This is a genomic window from Sorangium sp. So ce381, from assembly GCF_051473845.1.
In the GTDB taxonomy this organism is placed as follows: Bacteria; Myxococcota_A; Polyangia; order Polyangiales; family Polyangiaceae; genus Sorangium; species Sorangium atrum.
The window spans coordinates 3,122,501-3,144,368 of record NZ_CP150336.1; the positions used below are offsets into that span (position 1 = coordinate 3,122,501).

Below are 21,868 nucleotides of genomic sequence, written 5' to 3' on the forward strand. Positions count from 1 at the left end.
CAAGGCGGGCGCAGCGCCGGGCGCGTCGTGAGCGCGGACGCCGCAAGGGCGACGCCTGCGCCGGCGCGCTCGCGGACGCTGCGGCTCCTCGTCGGGGCGCTCGGCTATGCGGCGATCGCCGCCCTCGCGTGGCGCAACCTGGACCGCGATCGCGTCATCGAGGGCCTCTCCCGCCTCCGGCCTGTCCACCTGCTGCTCATCGTCGCCGTCTCGCTCGCCCACATCGCGGCGCGGGCGCTCCGCTACCACGCCCTCCTCATGCGCGAACGGCCGCGGGACTACCGCTGGGTCGACGGCGCGCGGATCTTCCTCGCGGGGCTGAGCGTCGCGGCGGTCACCCCGGCCAGAGCGGGCGATCTCATCAAGGCGGAGCTCGTCCGCCGGCATGGCGTCTCGGGCAGCGCGGGGGTCGGCCTGGTCCTGGTGGAGCGGGCGCTGGACCTCCTCGTCATCGCCGCGTCCATCGCGGTCACGGGCGCGCTCCTGTCCGGGCGCGCGGCGGCCGACGCGTGGCGGGGCGCGAGCCTCGCGCTGCTCGCAGGGCTCGCCGCCGGCGTCGCGGTGATCTCGGTGCGCCGCGCGCGCACGCCGCTGCTCGCGGCCCTCTCGCACCTCGCCGGGCGCGTCATGGGATCGGGCAAGAAGGGCCGCGCGCTGGAGCTCCTGGAGGGGCTGTTCGCCGCGTGGGATCGCAGCTTCGGCTCGCCGGCGCGGCTCGCCGGCTACGCGCTGCTGTCGGCGGTCGCCTGGGCGATCGAGTTCTCGAAGCTGTACCTCGTGATGGTGCTGCTCGGCTTCGAGGCCGAGCTCGGCGTCGTCTTCTTCGTGTACCCGATCTCGATCATCGCCGGGATCCTGACCCTGCTCCCGATCTCCGAGGGGGTGATGGGGCTGACGGGCGTCGCGCTCCTCACGTCGCTCACGGCGATCGACGCCGGCGCCGCTACGGTGGCCGTCGTCGTGGACCGGGCCGCTTCGGTGCTGCCGCCGCTCTGTCTCTGGGGCGCGTGGTCGCTCTTCGGGGCGCCCGGCGCGCAACGCGGCGCGGACGAGCCCGCGCCGGTCGAGCGAGGCTGACGCCCATGGTCAGGGCGCTCCTTGCGCGCGCGCTGCTCCTCGTCCTCGGGCTTGCCCTGCTCGTGCCGGCGCTCTGGCACGTGGCGACGCTCGCGCAGATCTTCGCGGCCCGCATCGACTACCCGATGGATATCGAGTGGATGGAGGGCGGGGCTCTCCTCCACACCCATCGCCTGCTGGCGGGAGAGGCAGTCTACGGGCCGCCGTCCCAGGGGTTTCTGCCGTACCCTTACCCGCCGGTCCACTTCACGGCCGTCGGGCTCGCCGCCACCTTCGCCGGGCTCGATTACGCGACGGGCCGCGCCGTTTCCATCGCCGCCTTCGCGCTCGCGTGCGCCGTGCTCTTCGTGGAGGCCATGCGCGCCTCGGGCCGTCGCCGCGGCTTCGGCGTCGCCCTGGGCCTCACCGCGGTCGCGGCGGCCGCGGCCAGCTTTCCCGTGGTGGGCGGCTGGTACGATGTCGTGCGCAACGACTCGCTCGCCATCGCGCTCCCGCTCCTCGGCGCCGCGCTCGTCAGCGGCGAAAACCCTTCTCGCAAGCAGCTGATCGCCTCGGCCGCCGTGTTCACCGCCGCGCTGTTCACGAAGCAGACGGGGATCTTCTTCGCCGCCTGGGTCGGCCTGTTCCTGCTCGTGCGCCGCTTCCCGCGCGCGATCGTGTTCGGCCTGTCGATGGCGGTCCTGTCGGGCGCCCTGCTCGCGGGGCTCCAGATCGCCACGCAGGGCCGCTTCTGGATCTACACGGTCAAGAACCTCTCGCACCATCAGGTGCGCGGGTCGCAGGCGCTGGACGGGCTGCGGATCCTCTTCGAGTTCGCGCCGTTCCTCGCGCTCCTCCCGCTGATCGCGATCCTCGCGCGCCGCCGTCGCTGGCTGCGGCCCCGCACCGCGCTCTGGATAGGCATGCTCATCGCGGCCTTCCCGGCGGCGATCCTGCCGTACGCGAAGGCCGGCGGCTTCCTGAACAACCTGATCCCGGTGGCGCTCCTGTCCGGCCCGGTGTTCGCGCTGCTCGTGGGGGACGTCCTCCAAGGTCTCTGGTCCTCGCCCCGCGCGCGCGCCGCCGCGGAGATCGGCGCCCTCGCGCTGGCCGCCGCCTTCTTCGTCCACCAACGGTACGACAAGGCGCGCTACATCCCCTCCGAGGACCTCTGGAAGAGGGCGATCGAGCTGAACAAGTACGTGGCCTCGCTGGAGGGCGGCGTGCTCATCCCGAGCCACCCGTTCCTCGCCGTCCGCAATGGGCAAACGACACCCCAGTTCCATGACATGCCCTACTGGGATGCCATGGTGGGGCGGATGCCCGGCATCGATCTGCCCGGCTTCCTGAAGCGCACCCAGGCGACATGGGTGATCCTGTCGGGCCTCGAGGGGCCGTCGATCCGCGGCTGGATCCACCAGCTCTACAGGCCGAACAAGCAGCTTCCCAAGCGGGCGCGCGTCAACCCGTTGATGGGCTACCCCTCGGCGCCGCGGAACCTCCTGCGGCTGCGGGAGCCGGTGAACAAGAAGGAACGGCGCGTGCTCTTCGACTTCGAGGCTGGGCTCGGCGGCTGGACGACGTCGGGGGACGCGTTCAATCCGGGCGTCGTGGGCGCCTCACGGCACAAGCTGCTCACGAGCTTTGCTCCCAAGCTCTACGACGAGGCGGTGGGCCAGGCGATCTCTCCCGCGTTCGTCGTCGACCGCGATCGCCTCGGCTTCTTGATCGGCGGCGGCAAGTCCTCGGCGACGCGCGTCGAGCTGCGCGTCGACGGAAAGAAGGTCTTGAGCGAGGTGGGGATCGAGAGCGACATCCTCACCGAGGTGACGTGGGACGTGCGGAGTTTCCGCGGCAAGACGGCGCAGCTCGCGGTGATCGACGAGGAGAAGAAGGGCTGGGGCCACATCGCGATCGACGAGGTCGAGCTCTTCGACGAAGCGGCGCCGGCGCGCTGACGCTGCCGACGCCTCCACGAACGCTCGGCCCTTCACGCGATCCGGGTCGTCTGATACCATCGCTCCCGACCGCGGCGGACGCCGCACTGGAGCGTGACGTGAACTGTCCGAAATGCACCGCCTCGATGGATGTCGTCACCTTCGGCGGGATCGACGTCGACCGGTGTACGGCGTGCGGCGGGATCTGGTTCGACAGCCGGGAGAAAGAGTCGCTCAAGGCCATGGAGGGCTCCCAGCAGATCGACACCGGCGACCCGTCGGTCGGGCGGAAGAACAACCAGATCCGGCGGGTGCCGTGCCCCCGCTGCACGACGCCGATGGTGCGCATGGTCGACCCGGAGCAGTCGCACATCTGGTACGAGAACTGCAGCGTCTGCGGCGGCGTCTACTTCGATGCCGGCGAGTTCCGCGATTACAAGGAGCACACGCTGAGCGACTTCTTCCGGGACCTGTTCGCGCGCCCGCGCAGCTGACGGCGCGCCGGCGCCCGGAGCCGCGGACACGGGCCCTCCTCCTCCGTGCAGCTCAGCCTCGAGGAGCCCGCCCGGCTGCCCTCGGGGGCGCGCTCGATCAGGGGACCTCGGGGGCGGACTCCTCGGCGCCTGAGCCTTCGCGGGGCTCGGGGAACGTCGCCAGGAGCTCGCCGGCGCGGAAGACCCACAGCGTGCCGGGCGTCGCCTTGCGCCAGAGCTCGTCGCGCGTGAGCGGCTCGGTGGCCACGACCGCCATCCGGGCGTCGGGGCCCACGCCGTGGAGGTCGTTGAAATTCACCTTGAGATCCGCGTCCACGAGCGTGGCCTCGCCGAACGGCGCCTGGCGCAGGATGCAGGACAGGTGGTCGCCGCAGCGGGCGAAGAGGTGCTCGCCGTCCGCGAACAGGAAGTTGAAGACGCCATCGGCGCCGAGCTCGTTCCCGAGCTCGTACAGCGTGCGCCCGAGCTCCCGCCCGTCGGCCGGGTAGCTCGCGCCATACGCGCTCCGGATCGCCTCGAGGAGGACGCAGAACGCGTGCTCGCTGTCGGTGTCGCCGACCGGCGTCTCGACGTGGAGCTTCCGATCCCGGACCGTGGGCAAGGTGCCGTTGTGCGCGAACACGACGTGCCGGCGGTGGAGGACCCGCATGAAAGGGTGCGTGTTCTTCAGGGCCGCTCCCCCGCGCGTCATCTTGCGCACGTGCGCGATGGCGAGGGCCGTATGGATCGGGTTCTCGCGGATGAACCGCGCGAGCGGGCTCGAGAAGGCCGGGTGAGGCTCGAGGAACGTCCGCGCGAACAGCCCATCGTACAGCGAGACACCCCAGCCATCCGCGTGCGGCCCCGTCTGCCCGCCGCGGAGCGCGAGCCCCGTGAACGAGAACACGATGTCCGTCGGCACGTTCGACACCATACCAAGGAGCTCACACATGGCGTGCTCCCTCCCGTGGCGCGCGCGCGCCATCGACGATCACGAGCCCCGTGACCCCGCCTCCGGCGGAGACGTTGCTGACCTCCGAGGCGGAGAGCCGCACCATGGCGCCCTCCATGCGCGAGATGAAGGTGGGGAGCGGGCCCTCCGCGCCGCGGGCGAAGACGAAGGGGCAAAGGTCGAAATAGACCTGCTCTTCCTCCACGGCGCCGCCGCGGAACGTCGGCATGCGCGCTGTGCGCGGGCGGCGCCGCTCCTGCACGATCCAGGGCTGATCCGCGGCGGCCCGGACTGCCTCCCTCCACGCCGCCGGCGCCGCCTTCCAGCCGAGCAGCACGCCTCTGCCGCCGTACTCGTCGTTCGGCTTCAGCACGAAGCTCTCCTGCTCTCCGAGGAGGAGCTCGACGAGATCCACCTCGCGGCCCCGCCACGCGGCGCGGCCGGCGGTCACCCTGCGCGTCCAGGGGATGTGCTCCGCGATGGCCGCGCGCTGCTCGGGCGAGAACATGCCCGAGAACATGGGGTTGCTCAGCACGGCGAACGCCGCCTTCTTGTTGAGGGGCCTGATCCGGAACGAGTTCGCCACGTACGCGGCGCGGTCGCGGTAGGCGCGGATGAGGGGGTGATCGATGCCGCGCCGCTCGATGAGCTCCTGCGTGATCACGCGCCGGTAGACGAGATCGATCCGCTCCCCGCGCGCTTCGAGGCGGCGGCCGTCGTACGTGAGCTCGTCCGGATCGACGATCCTTGTCCGGTGCCCCTCGGCCGAGAACAGGTCGGCGAGCACCCTGAGCTCGGCCGAGGTGTCGACCGCGGTCCAGTCGACGATGGCTATCGCGGGTCGGGCCTCGCGCCCGCCCCACGCGGCGTAGCCCTCGCGCAGGGCGCCGAGGAGCGCCCGGTGCGGCGCCGGCGTGCGCAGGCCGTGCCCGTCCCGGAGCGGCGCGAGGTGGGGGAGCGCCATCAGCGTCCGCTCGACGAGGAGCTGGTCGGTGAGGCCTGCGGGGGAGTCGGCGTTGTACTCGATGAAGGAGAAGCCGCCGTCGGTGATCAGCATGTCGAGGCGCCCGACCGTGTGGAGCGGCCCCGCGCCCGGCACGATGGCCGCGAGGGCGCGCTCGTCCGCGGAGAGCCCGATCTCCTCGGCCAGGAAGTCGTCCCAGATCGCGCGCTGCGCGACCCTCTCCAGCGCGGAGGCGATCTGCTCGGCCGCGCGGGCGATCGCGGCGAGGTCGTGCTCGGCGATGAGGTACGGCCGCAGGTGGCGGCACAGCGGGCGCGCGCCGTGGACCAGCCCGAGCCTCCGCTGGGCGTCGAGGAACGCCTCGAACCGCGCCGCATCCATCGCCCCCGGCGCGGCGAGCCGGGCGTCGAGCTGCTCCGCGAGGGATCTCGTGGCGTCCTGGCTCATGGCGACCTCATGTCGCGCCCGCGCGCGGGGTCCCCCAGGCGTGCACGGGCGCGCCGGAGTCGACCTCGGCCATGTACCGCTCCAGCATCCTCCTCAGCGCCTCCTCGCGCGACGCGGAGCCCGTCTCCAGCGCCGAGAGCGCGCGGAGCTGCCATGTGGCGCCCGTGATGCCTTTGGCGACCCGCGCCTCGAAGATCCCGAGATAATGGCGGGCCTCGTCCCCGTCGACCCCCGCGGTCACGAGTCCCTCCTCGACCCGCGGCAAGAGCGAGAGGAGGAGATCGCGCGCCCGGACGCACCTCGGCGCGGCCCCCGGTGCGGCCGGCCAGATGAGCTCGGCGTCGAGGCCGTAGTGCGCCGCATGGTAGAAGTTCCTCACGGCGAGCTCGAACGGGAACGACGGCAGGAGCTCTCCGATGGAGGGCGCGAGGGCGAGGATGCCTCCGAGCAGGAAGCTCCCGTTCGCGAGCATGTCATCGAGCGTGGGCCCGGACGGCAAGGCGCGCAGCTCGATCCGCAGGTGGCCGTCGCCGTCCGGATCGTACACCGGTCGATTCCAGTTCCAGACCGTGCCGTGGTGCAAGCGGAGCTCGTGGAGCTGCGGTATCCCCCCGGCCCGCGCGCAGCCCACGACGTCCTCGTCGCCGCACACCGGGAGGATGGGCTCGTGCAGCGCGACGCTCTCCATGAAGAGCTCCGCCGCGCCGTCGCGCACCCAGCCGGTCCCGAAGCCGATGCGGGCCGGCATCTTCCAGTCCGCGCCGGGCGCCGGCGGGCGATCGTCGCCGGCCTGCTTGAACACCGCCACGCGCGTCTCGTGCCACAGCCGGTGGCCGAGGAAGGTGGGCGAGTTGCACGCGGCCGCGAGCGCGGGCGCGGTCATCATCATGGCGGCGTTGAACAGCCGCGCGAAGGCGTCGGGCGTGGCCCGGAGGTGGATCTGAAAGGCGGTGTTCGCCGCCTCCATCGCGGGGTCGTCCGACGTGAGCTCGAGCGGCTCGGCGCCGTCGATCCGGATATGGAAGGGCGCCTTGCGCAGCCGGCAGAGCCCCGCGGCGAGCGCGCGATACCGCGGCAGGTTGGTGATCGTCGCAGGGCTGAAGTCGCGCCGCTGGAAGGTCGGCAGGATGCTGACCGGGACCACGCGCGCGCCCCGCGCGGCCGCGCGCTCGCGGATCGCCTCGACGGTCGCGCGCATCTGCTCGCGGAGCGCCGAGAGCGGCCTGCCGGCGAGCGGCACCGGCTGCGTGCTGAGCTCGATGTCGAACGCGCCCATCTCCGGCGTGATCATCGGGCTCGCCGCGGCGCGCGCGATCTCCGCCCCGATCGGCACGGGGCGCGCCTCGCGATCGACGAGGAACATCTCGAGCTCGGTGCCGATCGTCGCTTCCCCGTGGCCGAACCCCGGCCGCGCGAGCACCATCTCCAGCGCCGCGAGGTTCTGCTGGAGCCGGGTCTTGAAGAGCCGATAATCCACCGTCTTGAAATGGTCTTGCTGGATCTCGATGCCCAAGGGACCTCCCCTGCGATCCCGGCGAGGGCCCGTCCGCCAGCACGGCGAGCGCCGTGGGCTTCAGGAGAGCTCGCAGCCGGGAGCGCGATGTTCCCGCGCCCTACGCGCTGCGCAATGCAAGCGCAGGGCCACGGACGGCGGTCTCGGCATGAAGGAAGCCGGAGACGGCCGCCCGCCGGCGTCGAGCTCGATCGGTGTGGCGTCGATGCAGCCTGTGGCAAAACGCGCCGTGGGCGCTGTGCGAGGGGGTTCCCTGTGTTTCGTGCAGGTGTCGGGCAGGTTTCACCCTGGGCGCCGGCTCATCGGTCGACGTGCGGGACGCGCTCGACAACACATGCGCCCGCCTTGCAGCGAGCGACCGAGTCCTCCTTCGGCGCCATGCACTTGGCGACCGGGCAGCTCGCGGCGGCGCAGCTCGCGGCGCGCCACTTCTGGAGCTCCGCGAGCGCGTCGCGGTGGAACGCCTGGTTGCACGGCGGGCACAGCTGGTCGCAGCACTGCCCGGCCTGCGCGCAGGACACCACGCAGTCGGCGTCGGCCTCGCACCGAGCCTCCGTCGCCGCGGCGCGCGGCTCGCCGGCCGCCGGCGGGGGCTGCGCCGCCGGCGAGGTCTCGGCCGCCGGCGGGGCCTGCGACGCGGGTGAGGCCTCGGCCCCCGACGGGGCCTGGGCCCCCGACGGGGCCTGCGGCGCGGGTTCCTTGGTACAGCCGGCGAGACAGGCGAGGCCGGCGAGGCCGGCGAGCACGAGCGAGCGAGAGGGCAGCGGGATCTTCATGCCGGCCATGATGGCACGGAGCGAGCCCGCGGCGCGCGGGGCGATGGCCGATCCATTTGTTCTTTGTGCGACTTTGCGCCTTTGCGACCTTGCGTTGAAATCTCTCTCCGGCTCCCCGGCCGGACCCCTGCCAGTAGCTAGTAGAACGAGAGCGGCTGCCCCGTGGCCTCCACGACGGCCATCCACAGGTCGTCCGTCGGGTCCACCTGCTTGCGCATGCGGACGGCCAGGGGCATCGGCACGTGCACGAAGCGGCCGTGCCACCGGCCGATCAGCATCTCGGTGTTGCCCGCCATGGCCGCGTGGACCGCGTTCCGGGCCATGTTCCAGCAATACACGCTGTCCGACGGGGACGCGGGGACGCTGCGGATATGATAGCTCGGGTCCAGGTACTTCAGCGTCGCCTCGACGCCGCGCGCCCGGAAGTGCGCGTTGATGCGGTCGCGCAGGAAGAGGCCGATGTCCTTCAGCTTGAGGTTGCCGCTGAGGTCCGTCGCCATGGGCTCCGCGCTGGAGGTGCAGTGTTCCTGCATGGCGCCCTCGGCGACGACGATCACGGCGTTGCCGTGGCGGGCGAGCCGGCGCTCGAGGTGCGCGAGCAGCCCGCAGGGGCCGTCGAGCTCCGCGTGGACCTCGGGGATGAGGACCACGTCCACGTCCGCCGACGCGAGCGCCGCCGCGCAGGCGATGAAGCCCGAGTGCCGGCCCATCAGCTTGACGAGGCCGATGCCGTTCTTCGCCCCCGAGGCCTCCACGTGCGCGCTGCGGATGACGTCCACGGCGGCGGCGAAGGCGCTCTCGAAGCCGAAGCTGCGATCGATGAACTTGATGTCGTTGTCGATGGTCTTCGGCACGCCGACGACCCCGATCGACAGGCGGCGCTCCTCGATGGCCCGGACGAGCGACATCGCGCCGCGGATGGTGCCGTCGCCGCCGACGACGAAGAGGACGTTGATGCCGAGGGCCTCGAGCGTGTCCACCATCTGGTGCGGGTCCTGGTTGCCGCGGGAGGTGCCGAGCACGGTGCCGCCCATGCGGTGGATCTCCTCGACGCTCCGGGGATCCAGGCGCATCGGGGCGTGCCCGAAGCGGGCGACGAGCCCCTCGTAGCCGTAGCGGAAGCCGAAGATCTCCGGCACGCCATAGCTCTGCGCCATCGTGAGCACGAGGCCGCGGATGACGTTGTTGACGCCGGGGCAGAGCCCGCCGCACGTCACGATGCCGGCGCGCACCTCCTTCGGATCCCAGAAGACGCGGTTGCGCGGCCCGGCCAGCTCGAACGCCGGCGGCCGCTCGCCGGAGGCGTCCGCGAGGACGGCGGACAGGCGATCGTTGAACAGCACCTTGTCGGCCTCGCCGACGTACACCGTGGCCTTTTCGCCGAGCTTCTCGGCGACGGGCGAGGGGTGCCGGCAAGGGCCGAGATCCTTGATGGCGAGGTCGGCAGGGGTCACCACGCGCAATGCCTCCAGGTGGGGAGAACAGCGCCCCTCCGGCGAGCACCGCCGCGGGGACGCTTCCATCGTCCGACGGCGCCTGTTTCGACCGCTTTTCAGGAGCGATAAGCTATCGTAACGCCGCGCGGTTCCGTTCCCACGCGAGGAGCAGCGCGCTACGGGGCGCCGAGCGCTCCGCTGAGGTGCGCGCGTCGGTCGTCCGGTGCTCCGGATCTAGAATTCAGCCATCAGCCCTATCGACGGGTAGACGATGAAGCTGTCGAGATCGAGCGCGACCGCCCGCTGACCGAGCACCGTGAGCTCACCGCTCGAGAAGATCTCCGCCATCGTCAGCTCGAAGCCGAAGAATACGTGTTTATAGCCGAGCGCGACGCCGGCCTGGCCGCCCACGTAGAAGCCGGTGCCGGAGAACGACGCGAGCTCCCGCTCGCCCGGATAGCCGGTGAAGGCGGGCAGGTCCAGGACGAGCGACGTGCCGAAGGTCGTGAACATCAGGCGCGGGCCGCCCCAGACCCGGTACCACGTGCCGGCCTTCCCGATCTCGATAGGCAGATCGACCTGCCATCGCGTGAAGTCCTCCAGCTCGACGATGCCAAGGATGCTCCCGACAGGGAACTCCATCACGTAGCGCCCGATGCCTGCGCCGGCCGTCAGATCGACGCCGTGCTCGTCGCTCTTCAGGAGCTGGTAGCGGGTGCCCAGGCGGAACGCGCTGCCGGTATAACGGAGGTTGAGCTCCCAGCGGTCGAGCGCGGTGTAGCCGATGCCGATGTGCGGCGTGACCGAGGGCGGGTTCAACGCGAGCGCGCCGCCCGCCTCGAAGAGCGCCTGACGCTCGGCCTCGGACAGCTCCCGTGACTCCGCGACGTCCGCCAGCACGACGCCGGCGTCCACCATCGACGCGAGCGCGCCTGTGGGGATCGAGACGTCGAGCCCGAGCTCGGCCTGGACATGGCCTTTCTTGGCCACATGGGCTGGCTGGAACGTGGAGAGCGCCGGGGCGCAGCCGCAGGTCCACAGGGCGAGCACGGCGAGGGTGCGAGGAAGCATCGGCTGGTCACGGTATCATGACCGTTCTCTCGAGGCGCGCGTCGACGAGGGCGCGCCGGCCCGTTGCCGTCGGCGTCGGCCTGACGCACGTGGTGGTAGCGACACCCGACTGAGCCTCGCGTCCGGACACTCGATCCCGAGGTGTCCGCTGTCCGGCTTACCGGTCGTCGCGCGGCATGCCGGCTCTCGCAGGCGTCCAGGCGGGCGGGTCGCTCGCAGGAAAGGATTGCTGACAGGCCTCTTCCACGACATCAGCCACGGGCACGGTCGGCGCGCCCGGCGCCGCAGTTCGCCCCGCGCGCTGCTCCCTGGCCCGGCGCGCTTCGTCGCCTGACTTTCCCAAGCCACTCCAGGTCGTCCGCGCCTGCGCGTGCCCCATGGTGCCTCCTCCGCCGACGGACATTGCGCCTCGCTGCCGCGGTGGCAAGCTCCCGCACCGCGCTGTCGATCTCGGACGACCGGGCAGGCTGCTGCTGCCGGAGCGCAGCGTCCCCGTCGTGATCTACGCCGTGAGCGCCGGGCCGCTGTCGGACCCGGGCGCGAAGCAAGCCGTACGGGCGGCGCTGAACGCCGCGGACATCGTGACCGTACGAGACAAGCAGGGACGTCGCCTGCTCGAGGAGGTGGGGGTGAATCGCGAGATCCGCCTCACGGCCGATCCGGCCCTGCTGCTGCGCGAGGAGGCGCTGCCCATCGAGGCCATCCGGGCCGAGGGGGTCGAGTTCGAGCGGCACCTCGTCGGCTTCTCCGTCAGGGAGCCGGGCCCGGCGGCGCCCGACATCGACACTGACGAGTACTATGGCCTGCTCGCCAACGCCGCCGACTTCGTCGTCGAGCGCCTCGACGCGGACGTCGTGTTCGTGTCCATGGAACGGACGGACGTGCAGCACAGCCACGCGGTCGTCGCCCACATGAAGAACGCCGAGCGGGCAGAGGTCTTGAGGCGCCGGTACACGCCGCAGCAGATCCTCAGCCTCGTCGGGCACCTCGAGTTCGTGGTGGGCATGCGCCTCCACTTCCTGATCTTCTCGGCGCTCCGCGAGACCCCGTTCGTGGCGCTGCCCTACGCGTCCAAGGTCGCGGGGTTCATCGAGGACCTCGAGATGGAGACCCCGCCCCTCGGGAGCATCAGCTCCGGGCAGCTCATCGCCAGGCTCGATCGCTCGTGGGACACGCGTCACGAGATCCGCGCGAAGATCCGCCGGCTGCTCCCTGGCCTGAAGGCCAGGGCGAGGGAGACCAACCAGCTCGTCACCGAGCTCCTCGCGCGGCGCGCTCCGGCGGCGCAGCCCGTGCGGAAGAGCGCGTGAGCGCGGGGAGCTGGCGATGGACGTGATCCGGACCGATGTCGCCGTCATCGGCGGAGAGCTCGGTGGCTGCGCGGCTGCGCTCGCGGCGGCGCGGACGGGCCGCCGCGTCGTCCTGACGGAGGCGACTCACTGGCTCGGGGGCCAGCTGACGAACCAGGCGGTCCCCCCGGACGAGCACCCGTGGATCGAGGACATCGGGGCGACCCGGAGCTACCGCGCGCTGCGCCAGGGGATCCGCGAGTATTACCGCAGGCATCTGCCGCTCACCGCGTCGGCCAGGGCGCTCCGCGAGCTCAACCCCGGCAACGGCTGGGTCAGCCGCCTGTGCCACGATCCGCGGGTCGCGGTGGCGGTCCTGCACGAGATGACCGCGCCGTATCGGCTCAACGGGCGCCTCCTCGCGCTCCCTGCTCACCGGCCCATCTCGGCGTCGACGCACGGCGATCGGGTGACCGGCGTCGTGGTCCGAGGGCTCGAATCGGGGCGCGATGTCCTCCTCGTGGCCGACCTCTTCATCGATGCCACGCCTCATGGCGAGCTCCTCTCGCTCGCGGGCGTGGAGCACGCGCTCGGGGCGGAGTCGCGCGCGGAGACCGGAGAGCCGCACGCCCCCGAGCGCGCCGATCCGAGGGCCCAGCAGGCGATCACCGTCTGCTTTGCGATCGAGCACCACCCGGGAGAGGACCATACCATCGACAGGCCCTCTCAGTACGAGCGCTGGCGCTCCCTCGAGCCGCCCGGCTGGCCGGGCCGACTGCTGGACTGGACCGCGGTTCGACCCGATACACTCGAGCCTCTGACTCGAGGTCTGTTCGCCGCGGAAGACCGGCATCCCTGGTGGAGCTTCCGGCGGATCCTCGACAGGACGGTCTTCGAAGCGGGGTTCGCGCCGAGCGACATCACCATCGTGAACTGGCCGCAGAACGACTATTGGTTCGGGCCCGTCTGCGGCGTCGACGAGGCGCAGGCCGCGCGGCACCTGGAGGAAGCGCGGAACCTCAGCCGGAGCCTTCTGTACTGGATGCAGACCGAAGCGTCTCGTCCAGATGGCGGGGTCGGTTATCCAGGCTTGCGCCTCCGCGGGGACGTGGTCGGCGGCACGGTCGACGGCCTCGCGCCGGCGCCCTACATCCGCGAGTCCCGCCGGATCCGGGCCGAGCTCACGGTGCTCGAGCAGCACATCGCGTATCCGCTCCGGCCGGACGGCCCCGCGACGTTCGAGGAGAGCGTCGGGATCGGGTGTTATCGTATCGATCTGCACCCGCGCGTCGGGGGCGCCGGGTACCTCGATCTCGGCTGCTGGCCGTTCCAGATACCGCTGGGGTCGCTCATCCCGGTGCGGGTGGAGAACCTCTTGCCGGGCGGGAAGAACCTCGGCGTCACGCACATCACGAACGGCGCCTACCGGGTCCACCCCGTGGAGTGGAGCGTCGGCGAGGCGGCAGGGCTGCTCGCGACGTTCTGCCTGGAGCGCCGCGTGGTGCCGCGGCAGGTGCGCGCCCGGCGCTCGCTCCGTGAAGAGCTCCAGGCGTTCCTGGTCCGCGAGGGCATCGAGCTGGCCTGGCCGGCGCTCAGGCCGGTATGAGCCAGCGCCGCGCCGCGGCGTGTGGTGGCGAAACGACCGCGCTACGACGAACGGGGGAGCTTGACGCGGAACGTGGTGCCCTCCTCCAGCGTGCTCGTGACCTGGATGGAGCCTCCGTGCGCGTCGACGATCGATTGGACGATGAAGAGCCCCAGCCCGAGTCCTTTCGCAGAGGACGCCGCGTAGGTCCTGCCCGCGCGCTCCGCGCTGGCACGCGCGGCGTGCGTGCCCGATACTCCGCGCATGCGCCCCGGGGACCTGCTCGCAGGTCGCTTCGAGCTCGATCGCGTCGCGGGATCCGGGGGAATGGGCGCGGTCTATCGGGCCATCGACCGCGAGACCGGGCAGCCGGTCGCCGTCAAGGTGGGGCTGCACGCGGAACACGCGGAAGGCGAGCAGACCGAGCGGTTCCGCCGGGAGGCGCGGGTCCTCGCGGGGCTCTACCACCCCGCCATCGCGCGGCACATCGCCCACGGCGTCACCGACGAGGGCCGGCAGTACCTGGCCATGGAGTGGCTCGACGGCGAGGATCTCGCGGCGCGGCTCCGGCGCGGGCCCCTGGGCCTCGACGAGAGCCTCGCGCTCGCCGCGCGCGCCGCCGAGGCGCTCGGCGCCGTCCACCTGCGCGGGGTGGTCCACCGTGACATCAAGCCGGCGAACCTCTTCCTGCCGGGTGGGGACGTCGAGGCGGTGAAGATCCTCGACTTCGGGATCGCGCGGGCCTCCGACGTCACGTACACCCTGACCAACCCCGACGCCCCCGTCGGGACGCCCGCCTACATGGCGCCGGAGCAGGTCCGCGGCGAGCCCGACATCGACGCGCGCGCCGACCTGTACGCGCTCGGGTGCGTGCTGTTCGAGTGCCTCACCGGGCGGCCGCCGTTCGTAGGGTCGCACGTCGTCGCGCTGCTCACCAAGGTGCTCTTCGCGCAGGCGCCCCGCCTCCGCGAGCTGTGGCCCGGCGCGCCTCCGGCGCTCGACGCGCTGCTCTCGCGCCTGCTGGGCAAGGATCGGCAGCTGCGGCCCGGGGACGCGCTCACGATCGCGGCAGAGCTGCGCTCACCGGAGATCCGGGAGGCGAGCGCGGCGCCCCTGGCGCCGTCGGTCGGGCTGACCACGGCCGAGCGGCGGCTGGTCACCGTGGTGCTGGCGACGCGCCAGCCCGAGCCGGCGCGGCCGCCGCAGCCGGCGCAGGCCGTGGCCAGCGACGAGAGCACGGCGCCGGCGCGCGGCCTGACCCATCAGCGCCGCTGGCCGCTCGCCCTTCTCCGAGAGATCCGGAGGACCGCCGACCTGCACGGCGCGCGCGTGGAGCTGCTCCAGGACGGATCGATCGCGGCCCTGCTCACGGGGGCCGAGGCGCCCACGGATCTCGCGGCGAGCGCGGCCCGGTGCGCCCTCTCGCTCAAGGCGCTGCTCCAGGCCTCCGACGTGGCGCTCGCCACGGGCTGGGAGGTCGTGGACGGGACCCTGCCGCTCGGGCCCGTGATCGACCGCGCGGTCGCGAACCTCACGGCCGCGGAGCGGGGCGCGGAGGAGGCGCTCCGGCCGATCGCGATCGACGCGATGACGGCGTCCCTCCTCGGCCCGCGCTTCGAGGTGGCGCACGGCGAGCGCGGGGCGGCGCTGCTCGGCGAGCAGGAGCCGCTGGAGGAGGCGCGCGCGCTGCTCGGCAAGCAGACGCCGTTCGTGGGGCGGAGCAGCGAGCTGCGCTGGCTCGAGCTCCTCTTCGACCAGTGCGCCTCGGAGTCGTGCGCCCAGGCGGCGCTCGTGATCGGCGCGGCCGGCGTGGGCAAATCGCGGCTCCGCATCGAGCTCGCGCGCAGGATGCGCGGCCGCGAGGCGCCGCCCCAGATCTGGACGGCGCAGGGCGACGCGGTGCGGGCCGGGACGCCGCTCGGGCTGCTCGCCCAGGTGGTGCGGCGCGCGGCCCAGATCGCGGAGGGCGAGCCCCGGGAGCGCGGCCGGGAGAAGCTCGCCGCGCGCGTCGCGCGATCCGTGGACGCCGCGGAGCAGGCGCGGGTCACGGAGTTTCTGGGCGAGGTGATCGGCGCGCTGTTCCCGGACGCGGATCGGCGCGAGCTGCGCGCCGCGCGGCAGAACCCGATGCTCATGGCCGACCAGGTGCGGCGCGCCTGGCTCACCTTCCTGGAGGCGGAGTGCCGCGCCGGGCCGGTGCTCCTGGTGCTCGAGGACCTGCACTGGGGCGACCTGCCGACAGTGCAGCTCGTGGACGCGGCGCTCGGGCAGCTCCGGTCGAGCCCGCTCCTGGTGCTGGGGCTCGGGCGGCCCGACGTGGATGAGGTGTTTCCAGGGCTGTGGGCCGAGCGGGGAGCGACCGCGATGCGGCTCGGGGCGCTGCCGGCCCTCGCCTGCGAGCGGCTGGTGCGCGCGGCGCTCGGGGAGCAGGCGCCCACGGCGCAAGTGGAGGGGCTCGTCCACCGCGCGGCGGGGCACCCGTTCCTGCTGGAGGAGATGCTGCGCGTGGCGGCCGAGGGCGCCGAGGGCCGCGACGCGGGCGAGGCGCCCGAGACCGCGCTCGCCATGGTGCAGGCGCGCCTCGAGGGGCTCGATCTGGAGGCGCGCCGGGCGCTGCGCGCCGGGAGCCTGCTGGGCGAGGTGTTCTGGTGGGGCGCGGTCGCCCGGCTGCTCGGGGTGGACCGGGACGACGCCGCGCTCGCGGGCTGCCTCCTCGCGCTGGAGCGGCAGGAGTGGATCGCGCGGCGGCCCGCGTCTCGGTTCCCGGGCGAGGTGGAGTACGCGTTCCGGCACGGGCTCGTGCGCGAGGCGGCGTACATGATGCTCACCGAGGCGGATCAGCGGCTCGGGCACAGGCTCGCCTCCGAGTGGCTGGAGCACGCCGGGGAGCGGGACGCGCTGGTCCTGGCCGGGCACTGCGAGCGCGGCGGCGAGCCCGCGCGGGCCGTGCGGTGGCTCTGCGCCGCGGCGGACGAGGCGCTCCGCGGCAACGACCTCGCGGCCGCGCTCGCGCGCGCGGAGCGGGGCGTGGCCTCCGGGGCGAGCGGGCGGGATCTCGGCGCGCTGCGCCTGGTCCAGGCCGAGGCGCACCTGTGGCGCGGCGAGCTGTCGGCCACCGAGGCGCGCGCGACGGAGGCGGTCGCGCTGCTCGAGCCGGGGTCGGGCCCATGGTACCGCGCGCTCACCGCGGCCCTGGCCAGCGCCAGCAAGCAGGGCGCCGTCGATCGCGCCGGGGCGTGGGCCGCGAGGCTCGCGGCGACGGCGCCCGCCGAGGGGGCGCTGAGCGCGGTGGTGCTCTGCCTCTCCTGGTGCGCGGCGGAGCTCATGCTCGCCAACCAGCACGCGACCGCCGACACGCTGCTCGAGCAGTGCCTGCGCCTCGCGGGGGATCCTCCGGCCGTCGACGACGAGGCGGTCGGGGGGCTGCACCAGACCGTCGGTTTCCGCGCCGCGCTCGCGGGCGATCACGCCGCCGCGGTGGACGCCCTGGAGCTGGCGGTCGGGGCGTTCGGGCGCGCCGGCGACCGCCGGCAGGCCTGCTCTGTCCAGCTGAACATGGGCTTCATGCTCACCGAGCTCGGCGCGTTCGATCGCGCCGAGCAGCTGCTGCGCGCGGCCGTCGCCCAGGCGACACAGATGGATCTGCACGAGGTGCTCCCGACCGCGCGGCAGAACCTCGGGAACGTCCTCCTCCAGGCGGGCCAGATCGACGAGGCCCGCGCGCTCCTCGAGCAGGCCATCGACGCGTCGCGCCGGCAGGGCAACCGGCGCATGGAGGGGCTCTCGCGCGCGTACCTCGCCCGGGCGGCGCTCCTCTCGGGCGACCGCGAGGCCGCCGCGCGCGAGGCCGGCGCGGCGGCGGCGCTGCTCGACGTGGCGCCGCTCCTGCGCGCGGTGGCGCTGGCCCTCCTCGCGCGCGCCCGGATGGGAGGGGAGCCCGAGGGGGCGGCCGAGGCGCTCCTCGACGCGCAGGAGGCGTTCCGCCTCATCGAGGACGCGGGGATGGCCGAGGAGGGAGAGTCGCTGATCCGCCTGACCTACGCCGAGGCCCTGCGCGCCGCCGGCGAGCGCGAGCGCGCCGCGCAGATGATCGAGGCGGCGCGCTCGCGGCTCCTCGAGCGCGCCGCGAAGATCGGCAGGCCGGCGTTGCGGCAGTGCTTCCTGGAGCGCATCCCCGAGAACGCCCGGGCGCTCGCGCTCGCCGAGGCGTGGGCTCTGGAGCGTCAGGGGGCTGTCGCCTGAGCGCCGCGATACCTGGGGGCCCCGTGGATCAGCCTCGCTCGAGCGGATCACACCTACCCGCCGCGGGTGTGCATCTCCAGGTGCGCGTCGCGCTTCAGCTGGATGGCCGGGAGCAGCGCGCCGCGTGATCGGTCGGCGAGGCGGGCCTCGGCGCCGCGGTCGGAGCGAGCGCCCCACACGCGGGCGACGAGGGCCTTCATCTCCTCCAGCGAGGCGCCCTGCCGGAGCGGCTCGCGCAGGTTGGTGCCGCGCGGGGCGTAGAGGCACAGATACCACATCCCGTCGGCCGTCAGCCGGCTGCGATTGCAAGCGCCGCAGAACGGCTGCGTGGTCGAGGAGATGATGCCGAACGTCGTCCCATCGGGGAGCGCGAACTGGGCGGCCGGCGCGGCGCCCTCGCTCGGGATCGCCTCCACGCGGCCGTAGCGGCGCGAGAGCGACCTGAGGATCTCGGCGCGCGAGACGACCTTGTCGCACGACCACTGGGTCGCGCCCCCGACGTCCATGTACTCGATGAAGCGGACCTGGGCGGGAATGGTCCTGCCGAACTCGATGAGATCCGCGAGCTCGTCGTCGTTCACACCGCGGATCACCACGGCGTCGATCTTGGTGTCGGCGAACCCGGCGGCGGGCACGGAGCGCAGGCCATCGAGGACCCGGGCGTGGGTCGTGCGGCGGGTGAGCGCCTTGAAGCGCTCGGGGTGGAGCGTGTCGAGGCTGACGGTGACCCGGTGCAGGCCGGCCGCACGCAGCGCGTGGGCGTGCTCGGCGAGGAGCACGCCGTTCGTCGTCATCGCGATGTCGTGTATCCCGGGCTTGTCGGCGATGAACCGTACGAGCGTCCTGAGATCGCGGCGCAGCAGCGGCTCGCCGCCCGTCAGGCGCACCTTGGCGGCGCCCAGCGCCGCGAAGACGTCGACAAGGAAGCTGATCTCCTCGAACCGGAGGATGTCCTCGTGGGGGAGCCAGGCGTACTGTTCCTCCGGCATGCAATAGGAGCAGCGGAGGTTGCACCGATCCGTGACCGAGATTCGCAGATCGCCGATCGGCCGGCCGTGCACGTCGACCGTCGACGTCTGGCCCTCCGATCGCCGGGCACCGGCGGCACCTGGGAGCGGCATTGTCGCGAGCATGCCACCTTCCTCCTGCGCCCACCTGGCCGGTTTACACATCGACCGCAGCGCCGAGCATGCAACGCTGATGGTGTTCCAGGCGCGGACCCGCAAGGGACGGCGGCCGCGTTTCCAGCTCATGAAAGGCGAGACTCGATGGAAAGCCATCGCCTCCTGGGCCTGTTCGACTCGATAGTACCGCGATCGACTTGGCCCCCGACGTCGGCCGGTCGCTCGCGATGATCTCCGCGGAGCTCAGCCGCTCGGCGCTCGGCGCTCGAGCTCGAGCGTGTCCGCTGCCTCAGCGGGGAGGGGGATGATCGATCGGGCGTCGCGGCGTCGAGCTGCATGGGATGGTACGTTTCGGCCATGGAAAACACCGTCAACTTGCTCGCCTTCGGAGGCGCGCGCGACATCGTCGGGGCCTCGGAGGTGCGCTTCGAGCTGAGCGGCCCCTGCACGGTGGAGGAGTTCATGGGCGAGGTGTGCCGGCGCTATCCGGCGCTCACGCCGCATCGGCGCTCGATCCGCCTCGCTGTCAATGGGACCTACGCCCATGCGGACGAGAAGATCCGCTGCGGCGACGATGTCGCGCTCATCCCGCCGGTCGCCGGCGGCTAGGCCGGCTCACGGCGCCGCGGCGCGGAAGCGCAGCGGGAGCCGCGCCAGCCGTGCTGCCCGCCAGCGCCCGGCCGTCGACGACGGGCAGGATCGATGCTGTCGCCGCGGCTCGTGTGCGCGCTCGCCGGAGGGAGCTGGGGTCGCGGCGGGAGGTGGCGCCGCCGCTCACTTCACGCAGGTGCGCTTGTCCTGGAAATCACAGCTCGGCACGCCGGCATTCACCACCGTCTGGGTGAAGCCAGGGTAACAGATCGGGTCGCACGTCGCGTAAGCCCCGCTCGGGTACGGCACCGCACCGCACGAGATCCGATCGTAGATCCCGGCGCAGTAGCTCGGCCCGCTCTGCGAGCTGCTCACGTACCAGCCGGGCGGACAGGCGACGGAGGCGTCGCAATGCGCGAAGGACGCCCGCGTGGCCCAGGGGATGAGCTCGCAGCGGTACGCCTCGCCGTTCGCGCAGCCGAGCGCGCTGCCCTGGCTCAGCGACACGGAGTGCGTGTATTCGCCGCTGACGCACGCCGCGCACTGCCACCCGGTCAGCGCTTGCGCCCCCGCCGCGCTCGGCTCGGCCAGCGCTGCGTCCTCCCCCTCGGCCGTGCCGAGGCAGCCGGCGGCTCCCGTCAGGGCCACGACCAGCCCGAGCCCAGACACCCCCATCGTCCACCGCAAGAAGCTCTCCATGCTCGTCCTCCGATGCGATCCCGCGCCACCAACGACGTGATCCATGGAGAGGACACCGCAAGAGCGTAAGGGACGCAAGGGAAAGCGATATCCACCTGGTGGAGGCGAGCTGGGAGCTTGCGAAATTTCGCTGCGCGTGGTCCTTCGGGGGGCGGCTCGCCTTCGGTTTCTACAGTGAAGGCGAGGAGCGTTTGGGTCTATAGGCACGCGGTTTGATGGGGCCGCGGCTCCCGGGGCGCGGTTCGCGCCGGGGGGGCGTCGTTCATGGCTTCTCTCCCGAGACGAAGCCGCTCGCCGTTACAGGCGTCGCGCTCCCGAGGTTGAGCGTGCACAACTGGCCAGTGAGTGAATAGGAATAGCTCGAGCAGCTGGGGGCGTGCTCGCAATACAAGGCACACTTGCGGCTCTGATCGACCGATGGAGCGATAGTGAAGCTGCTTGACACGAGTCGAACGCCCACATTGCGGGTCATTCCTCCGGTATAGCTGATCTTGTTGAGGACCCAGTTTAGCCGGTGCGTGATGCTCGTGTACTTCGTCTTCCACGTACCCCACTCGTCGACGCTCGAGGCTGCCACGCCGTGAACGACGTATCGGCCCGGCGTGCTCGCCCAGACCAGGAAGGGGCCTCCGGAGTCGCCATGGCTGGCGTTCGGCCAATCTGTCAAAAGGTGCTCGTCATTGACCAAGAAATGCCCGTCATTCACGTTACTCGAATACGTGGCATCAGAGAGCTTCCGCATATCCCAGTCGTCGTTCGGCTGATTGTCGTGATATCCGATGCCGACCATGTAACCGGAAACATCGTTGCCGGGGTAGCCCAGGGGGAGCAACGCCGGGCGCGTATAGCTCGGGATATCCGAGTCGAGCGTGAGTATCGCGATGTCGGCGAACTTGCCGTTGGTGTCCCGGCGGCCGTCATCCGAATGCGAGCCCAGCTCGACCCCGCTCGGTGCTACGGTCGCGACCACCGTGGCGAAGTCCCCCGTTGGCAGCGGACCGTCATAGAACGTCACCGTGGTGTCGCCCGCTGGCGGAACGCAGTGCGACGCCGACAGCACGTGCCGAGGGCCGACGATGACCCCCGTGCAGTCATCTACCCAGTCGATTCCGGGGGGGAACCACGATGGGTGCGTCTGAGTTGAGACTCGAACCGTCGATTTTGCCAGGGGGCTTTTGTCGGCAACGGGGGATTCGCCGTTCGTAAGTGCTTCAGCGTGCTCGTTCGTAAGCTCGGCCCCGAGGTGCGTATCGGGGCCATTGGGGGCATCGAGGACGCATCCGGCGATGGAATAGGAGGCGGCGACAATGAACACTGCGAGTGATTTGTTCATGATGGCTCTCCGTCTTACGCATCGTGCTTCGGCAACAACCATGCCGGCGCGGGTCGACCGGTGATTGTCGCGTCGATCCACGTCGATTTCCGGGAAAATGTGGTCCTGGGGACGAGGGCGTGTGCGTCCGTCAAGCGTTGGATGGAGGCGACGGCCTCCAGCTGGCGGCTCCACCCATCAGCACATTGGATATCCGTTCACGGGTCGGATCGGCAAGCGCAACAATTCGCGCGCTTGCAAGCCCGAGCGGGCCCAAGAGAACACGCTGGGTGGCCCTCCCCGATGCCCTGGACCGCGCTGGCCAGTCTCAGCGCGAGCTGGCGTGGCGCCGCGCCTCTCGGCGCGCCCATGATCGACCTCGGCGCGACGCCGGCTGTTTG

At 71.9% G+C, this 21,868-nt stretch carries 18 protein-coding genes (1 of these 18 only partly in view); 8 read left to right on the plus strand and 10 right to left on the minus strand.

Going from position 1 to position 21,868, the window contains the following annotated elements:
* The 4 genes from WMF29_RS11915 to WMF29_RS11930 all read left to right on the plus strand — a co-directional run.
* Positions 1-31, plus strand: partial view of an NAD-dependent epimerase/dehydratase family protein gene (locus tag WMF29_RS11915; RefSeq protein WP_437328948.1) — the 3' portion only. It extends 1,007 nt beyond the left edge of the window; 31 of the gene's 1,038 nt are visible here — the last part of the coding sequence; the start codon falls outside the window, past its left edge; the stop codon is at positions 29-31.
* Entirely contained in the window at positions 28-1,077 is a 1,050-nt protein-coding gene (locus WMF29_RS11920; RefSeq protein ID WP_437328949.1) for a lysylphosphatidylglycerol synthase transmembrane domain-containing protein, read from the plus strand. Before WMF29_RS11915 ends, WMF29_RS11920 begins: the two co-directional genes overlap by 4 nt.
* A 5-nt stretch (positions 1,078-1,082) precedes the next feature.
* Positions 1,083-3,014, plus strand: coding sequence for a hypothetical protein (locus WMF29_RS11925; protein ID WP_437328950.1), 1,932 nt, complete (start codon positions 1,083-1,085; stop codon positions 3,012-3,014).
* Between the two features lie 98 nt (positions 3,015-3,112).
* Positions 3,113-3,487: a zf-TFIIB domain-containing protein gene (locus WMF29_RS11930; RefSeq protein WP_437328951.1), complete on the plus strand. Its 375-nt coding sequence runs from the start codon at positions 3,113-3,115 to the stop codon at positions 3,485-3,487.
* A gap of 97 nt (positions 3,488-3,584) precedes the next feature.
* Here WMF29_RS11930 and WMF29_RS11935 read toward each other — a convergent pair whose 3' ends face one another.
* The 6 genes from WMF29_RS11935 to WMF29_RS11960 form a co-directional block, all read right to left on the minus strand.
* Positions 3,585-4,418, minus strand: coding sequence for a class II glutamine amidotransferase (locus WMF29_RS11935; RefSeq protein WP_437328952.1), 834 nt, complete (start codon positions 4,416-4,418; stop codon positions 3,585-3,587).
* Positions 4,411-5,829 (minus strand): hypothetical protein, encoded by a 1,419-nt coding sequence (locus WMF29_RS11940; RefSeq protein WP_437328953.1) that lies wholly within the window; start codon positions 5,827-5,829, stop codon positions 4,411-4,413. Before WMF29_RS11940 ends, WMF29_RS11935 begins: the two co-directional genes overlap by 8 nt.
* Before the next feature lie 7 nt (positions 5,830-5,836).
* Positions 5,837-7,342: a hypothetical protein gene (locus tag WMF29_RS11945; protein ID WP_437328954.1), complete on the minus strand. Its 1,506-nt coding sequence runs from the start codon at positions 7,340-7,342 to the stop codon at positions 5,837-5,839.
* Between the two features lie 299 nt (positions 7,343-7,641).
* Positions 7,642-8,118: a hypothetical protein gene (locus tag WMF29_RS11950; protein WP_437328955.1), complete on the minus strand. Its 477-nt coding sequence runs from the start codon at positions 8,116-8,118 to the stop codon at positions 7,642-7,644.
* Between the two features lie 137 nt (positions 8,119-8,255).
* The gene (locus tag WMF29_RS11955) at positions 8,256-9,575 is read right to left on the minus strand and encodes an ATP-dependent 6-phosphofructokinase (RefSeq protein WP_437328956.1); all 1,320 of its coding nucleotides are present in this window, start codon (positions 9,573-9,575) and stop codon (positions 8,256-8,258) included.
* 213 nt (positions 9,576-9,788) lie between these two features.
* Positions 9,789-10,625, minus strand: a complete 837-nt coding sequence (locus WMF29_RS11960) for a hypothetical protein (RefSeq protein WP_437328957.1) — start codon at positions 10,623-10,625, stop codon at positions 9,789-9,791.
* Positions 10,626-11,002: 377 nt separating this feature from the next.
* Here WMF29_RS11960 and WMF29_RS11965 point away from each other — a divergent pair, with 377 nt between their 5' ends.
* Positions 11,003-11,935: a polysaccharide pyruvyl transferase family protein gene (locus WMF29_RS11965; protein ID WP_437328958.1), complete on the plus strand. Its 933-nt coding sequence runs from the start codon at positions 11,003-11,005 to the stop codon at positions 11,933-11,935.
* 16 nt (positions 11,936-11,951) lie between these two features.
* Positions 11,952-13,520: an FAD-dependent oxidoreductase gene (locus WMF29_RS11970; protein WP_437328959.1), complete on the plus strand. Its 1,569-nt coding sequence runs from the start codon at positions 11,952-11,954 to the stop codon at positions 13,518-13,520.
* 41 nt (positions 13,521-13,561) lie between these two features.
* Here WMF29_RS11970 and WMF29_RS11975 read toward each other — a convergent pair whose 3' ends face one another.
* Positions 13,562-13,765, minus strand: coding sequence for an ATP-binding protein (locus WMF29_RS11975; RefSeq protein WP_437328960.1), 204 nt, complete (start codon positions 13,763-13,765; stop codon positions 13,562-13,564).
* Here WMF29_RS11975 and WMF29_RS11980 point away from each other — a divergent pair.
* Complete coding sequence (locus WMF29_RS11980; protein WP_437328961.1) at positions 13,764-17,741, plus strand: protein kinase domain-containing protein; 3,978 nt, start codon at positions 13,764-13,766, stop codon at positions 17,739-17,741. The two genes, WMF29_RS11975 and WMF29_RS11980, sit on opposite strands and share 2 nt — an antisense overlap.
* A gap of 53 nt (positions 17,742-17,794) precedes the next feature.
* Here the strand turns inward: WMF29_RS11980 and moaA are convergent, their stop codons facing one another.
* Entirely contained in the window at positions 17,795-18,862 is a 1,068-nt protein-coding gene (moaA, locus tag WMF29_RS11985) for a GTP 3',8-cyclase MoaA (protein ID WP_437328962.1), read from the minus strand.
* A gap of 360 nt (positions 18,863-19,222) precedes the next feature.
* On the opposite strand from moaA, the gene WMF29_RS11990 reads away from it, so the two are divergent.
* The gene (locus tag WMF29_RS11990; RefSeq protein ID WP_437328963.1) at positions 19,223-19,474 is read left to right on the plus strand and encodes a MoaD/ThiS family protein; all 252 of its coding nucleotides are present in this window, start codon (positions 19,223-19,225) and stop codon (positions 19,472-19,474) included.
* A gap of 165 nt (positions 19,475-19,639) precedes the next feature.
* Here WMF29_RS11990 and WMF29_RS11995 read toward each other — a convergent pair whose 3' ends face one another.
* Entirely contained in the window at positions 19,640-20,155 is a 516-nt protein-coding gene (locus WMF29_RS11995; protein ID WP_437328964.1) for a hypothetical protein, read from the minus strand.
* A gap of 262 nt (positions 20,156-20,417) precedes the next feature.
* Positions 20,418-21,488, minus strand: a complete 1,071-nt coding sequence (locus WMF29_RS12000; RefSeq protein WP_437328965.1) for a trypsin-like serine protease — start codon at positions 21,486-21,488, stop codon at positions 20,418-20,420.
* Positions 21,489-21,868: the final 380 nt, after the last annotated feature.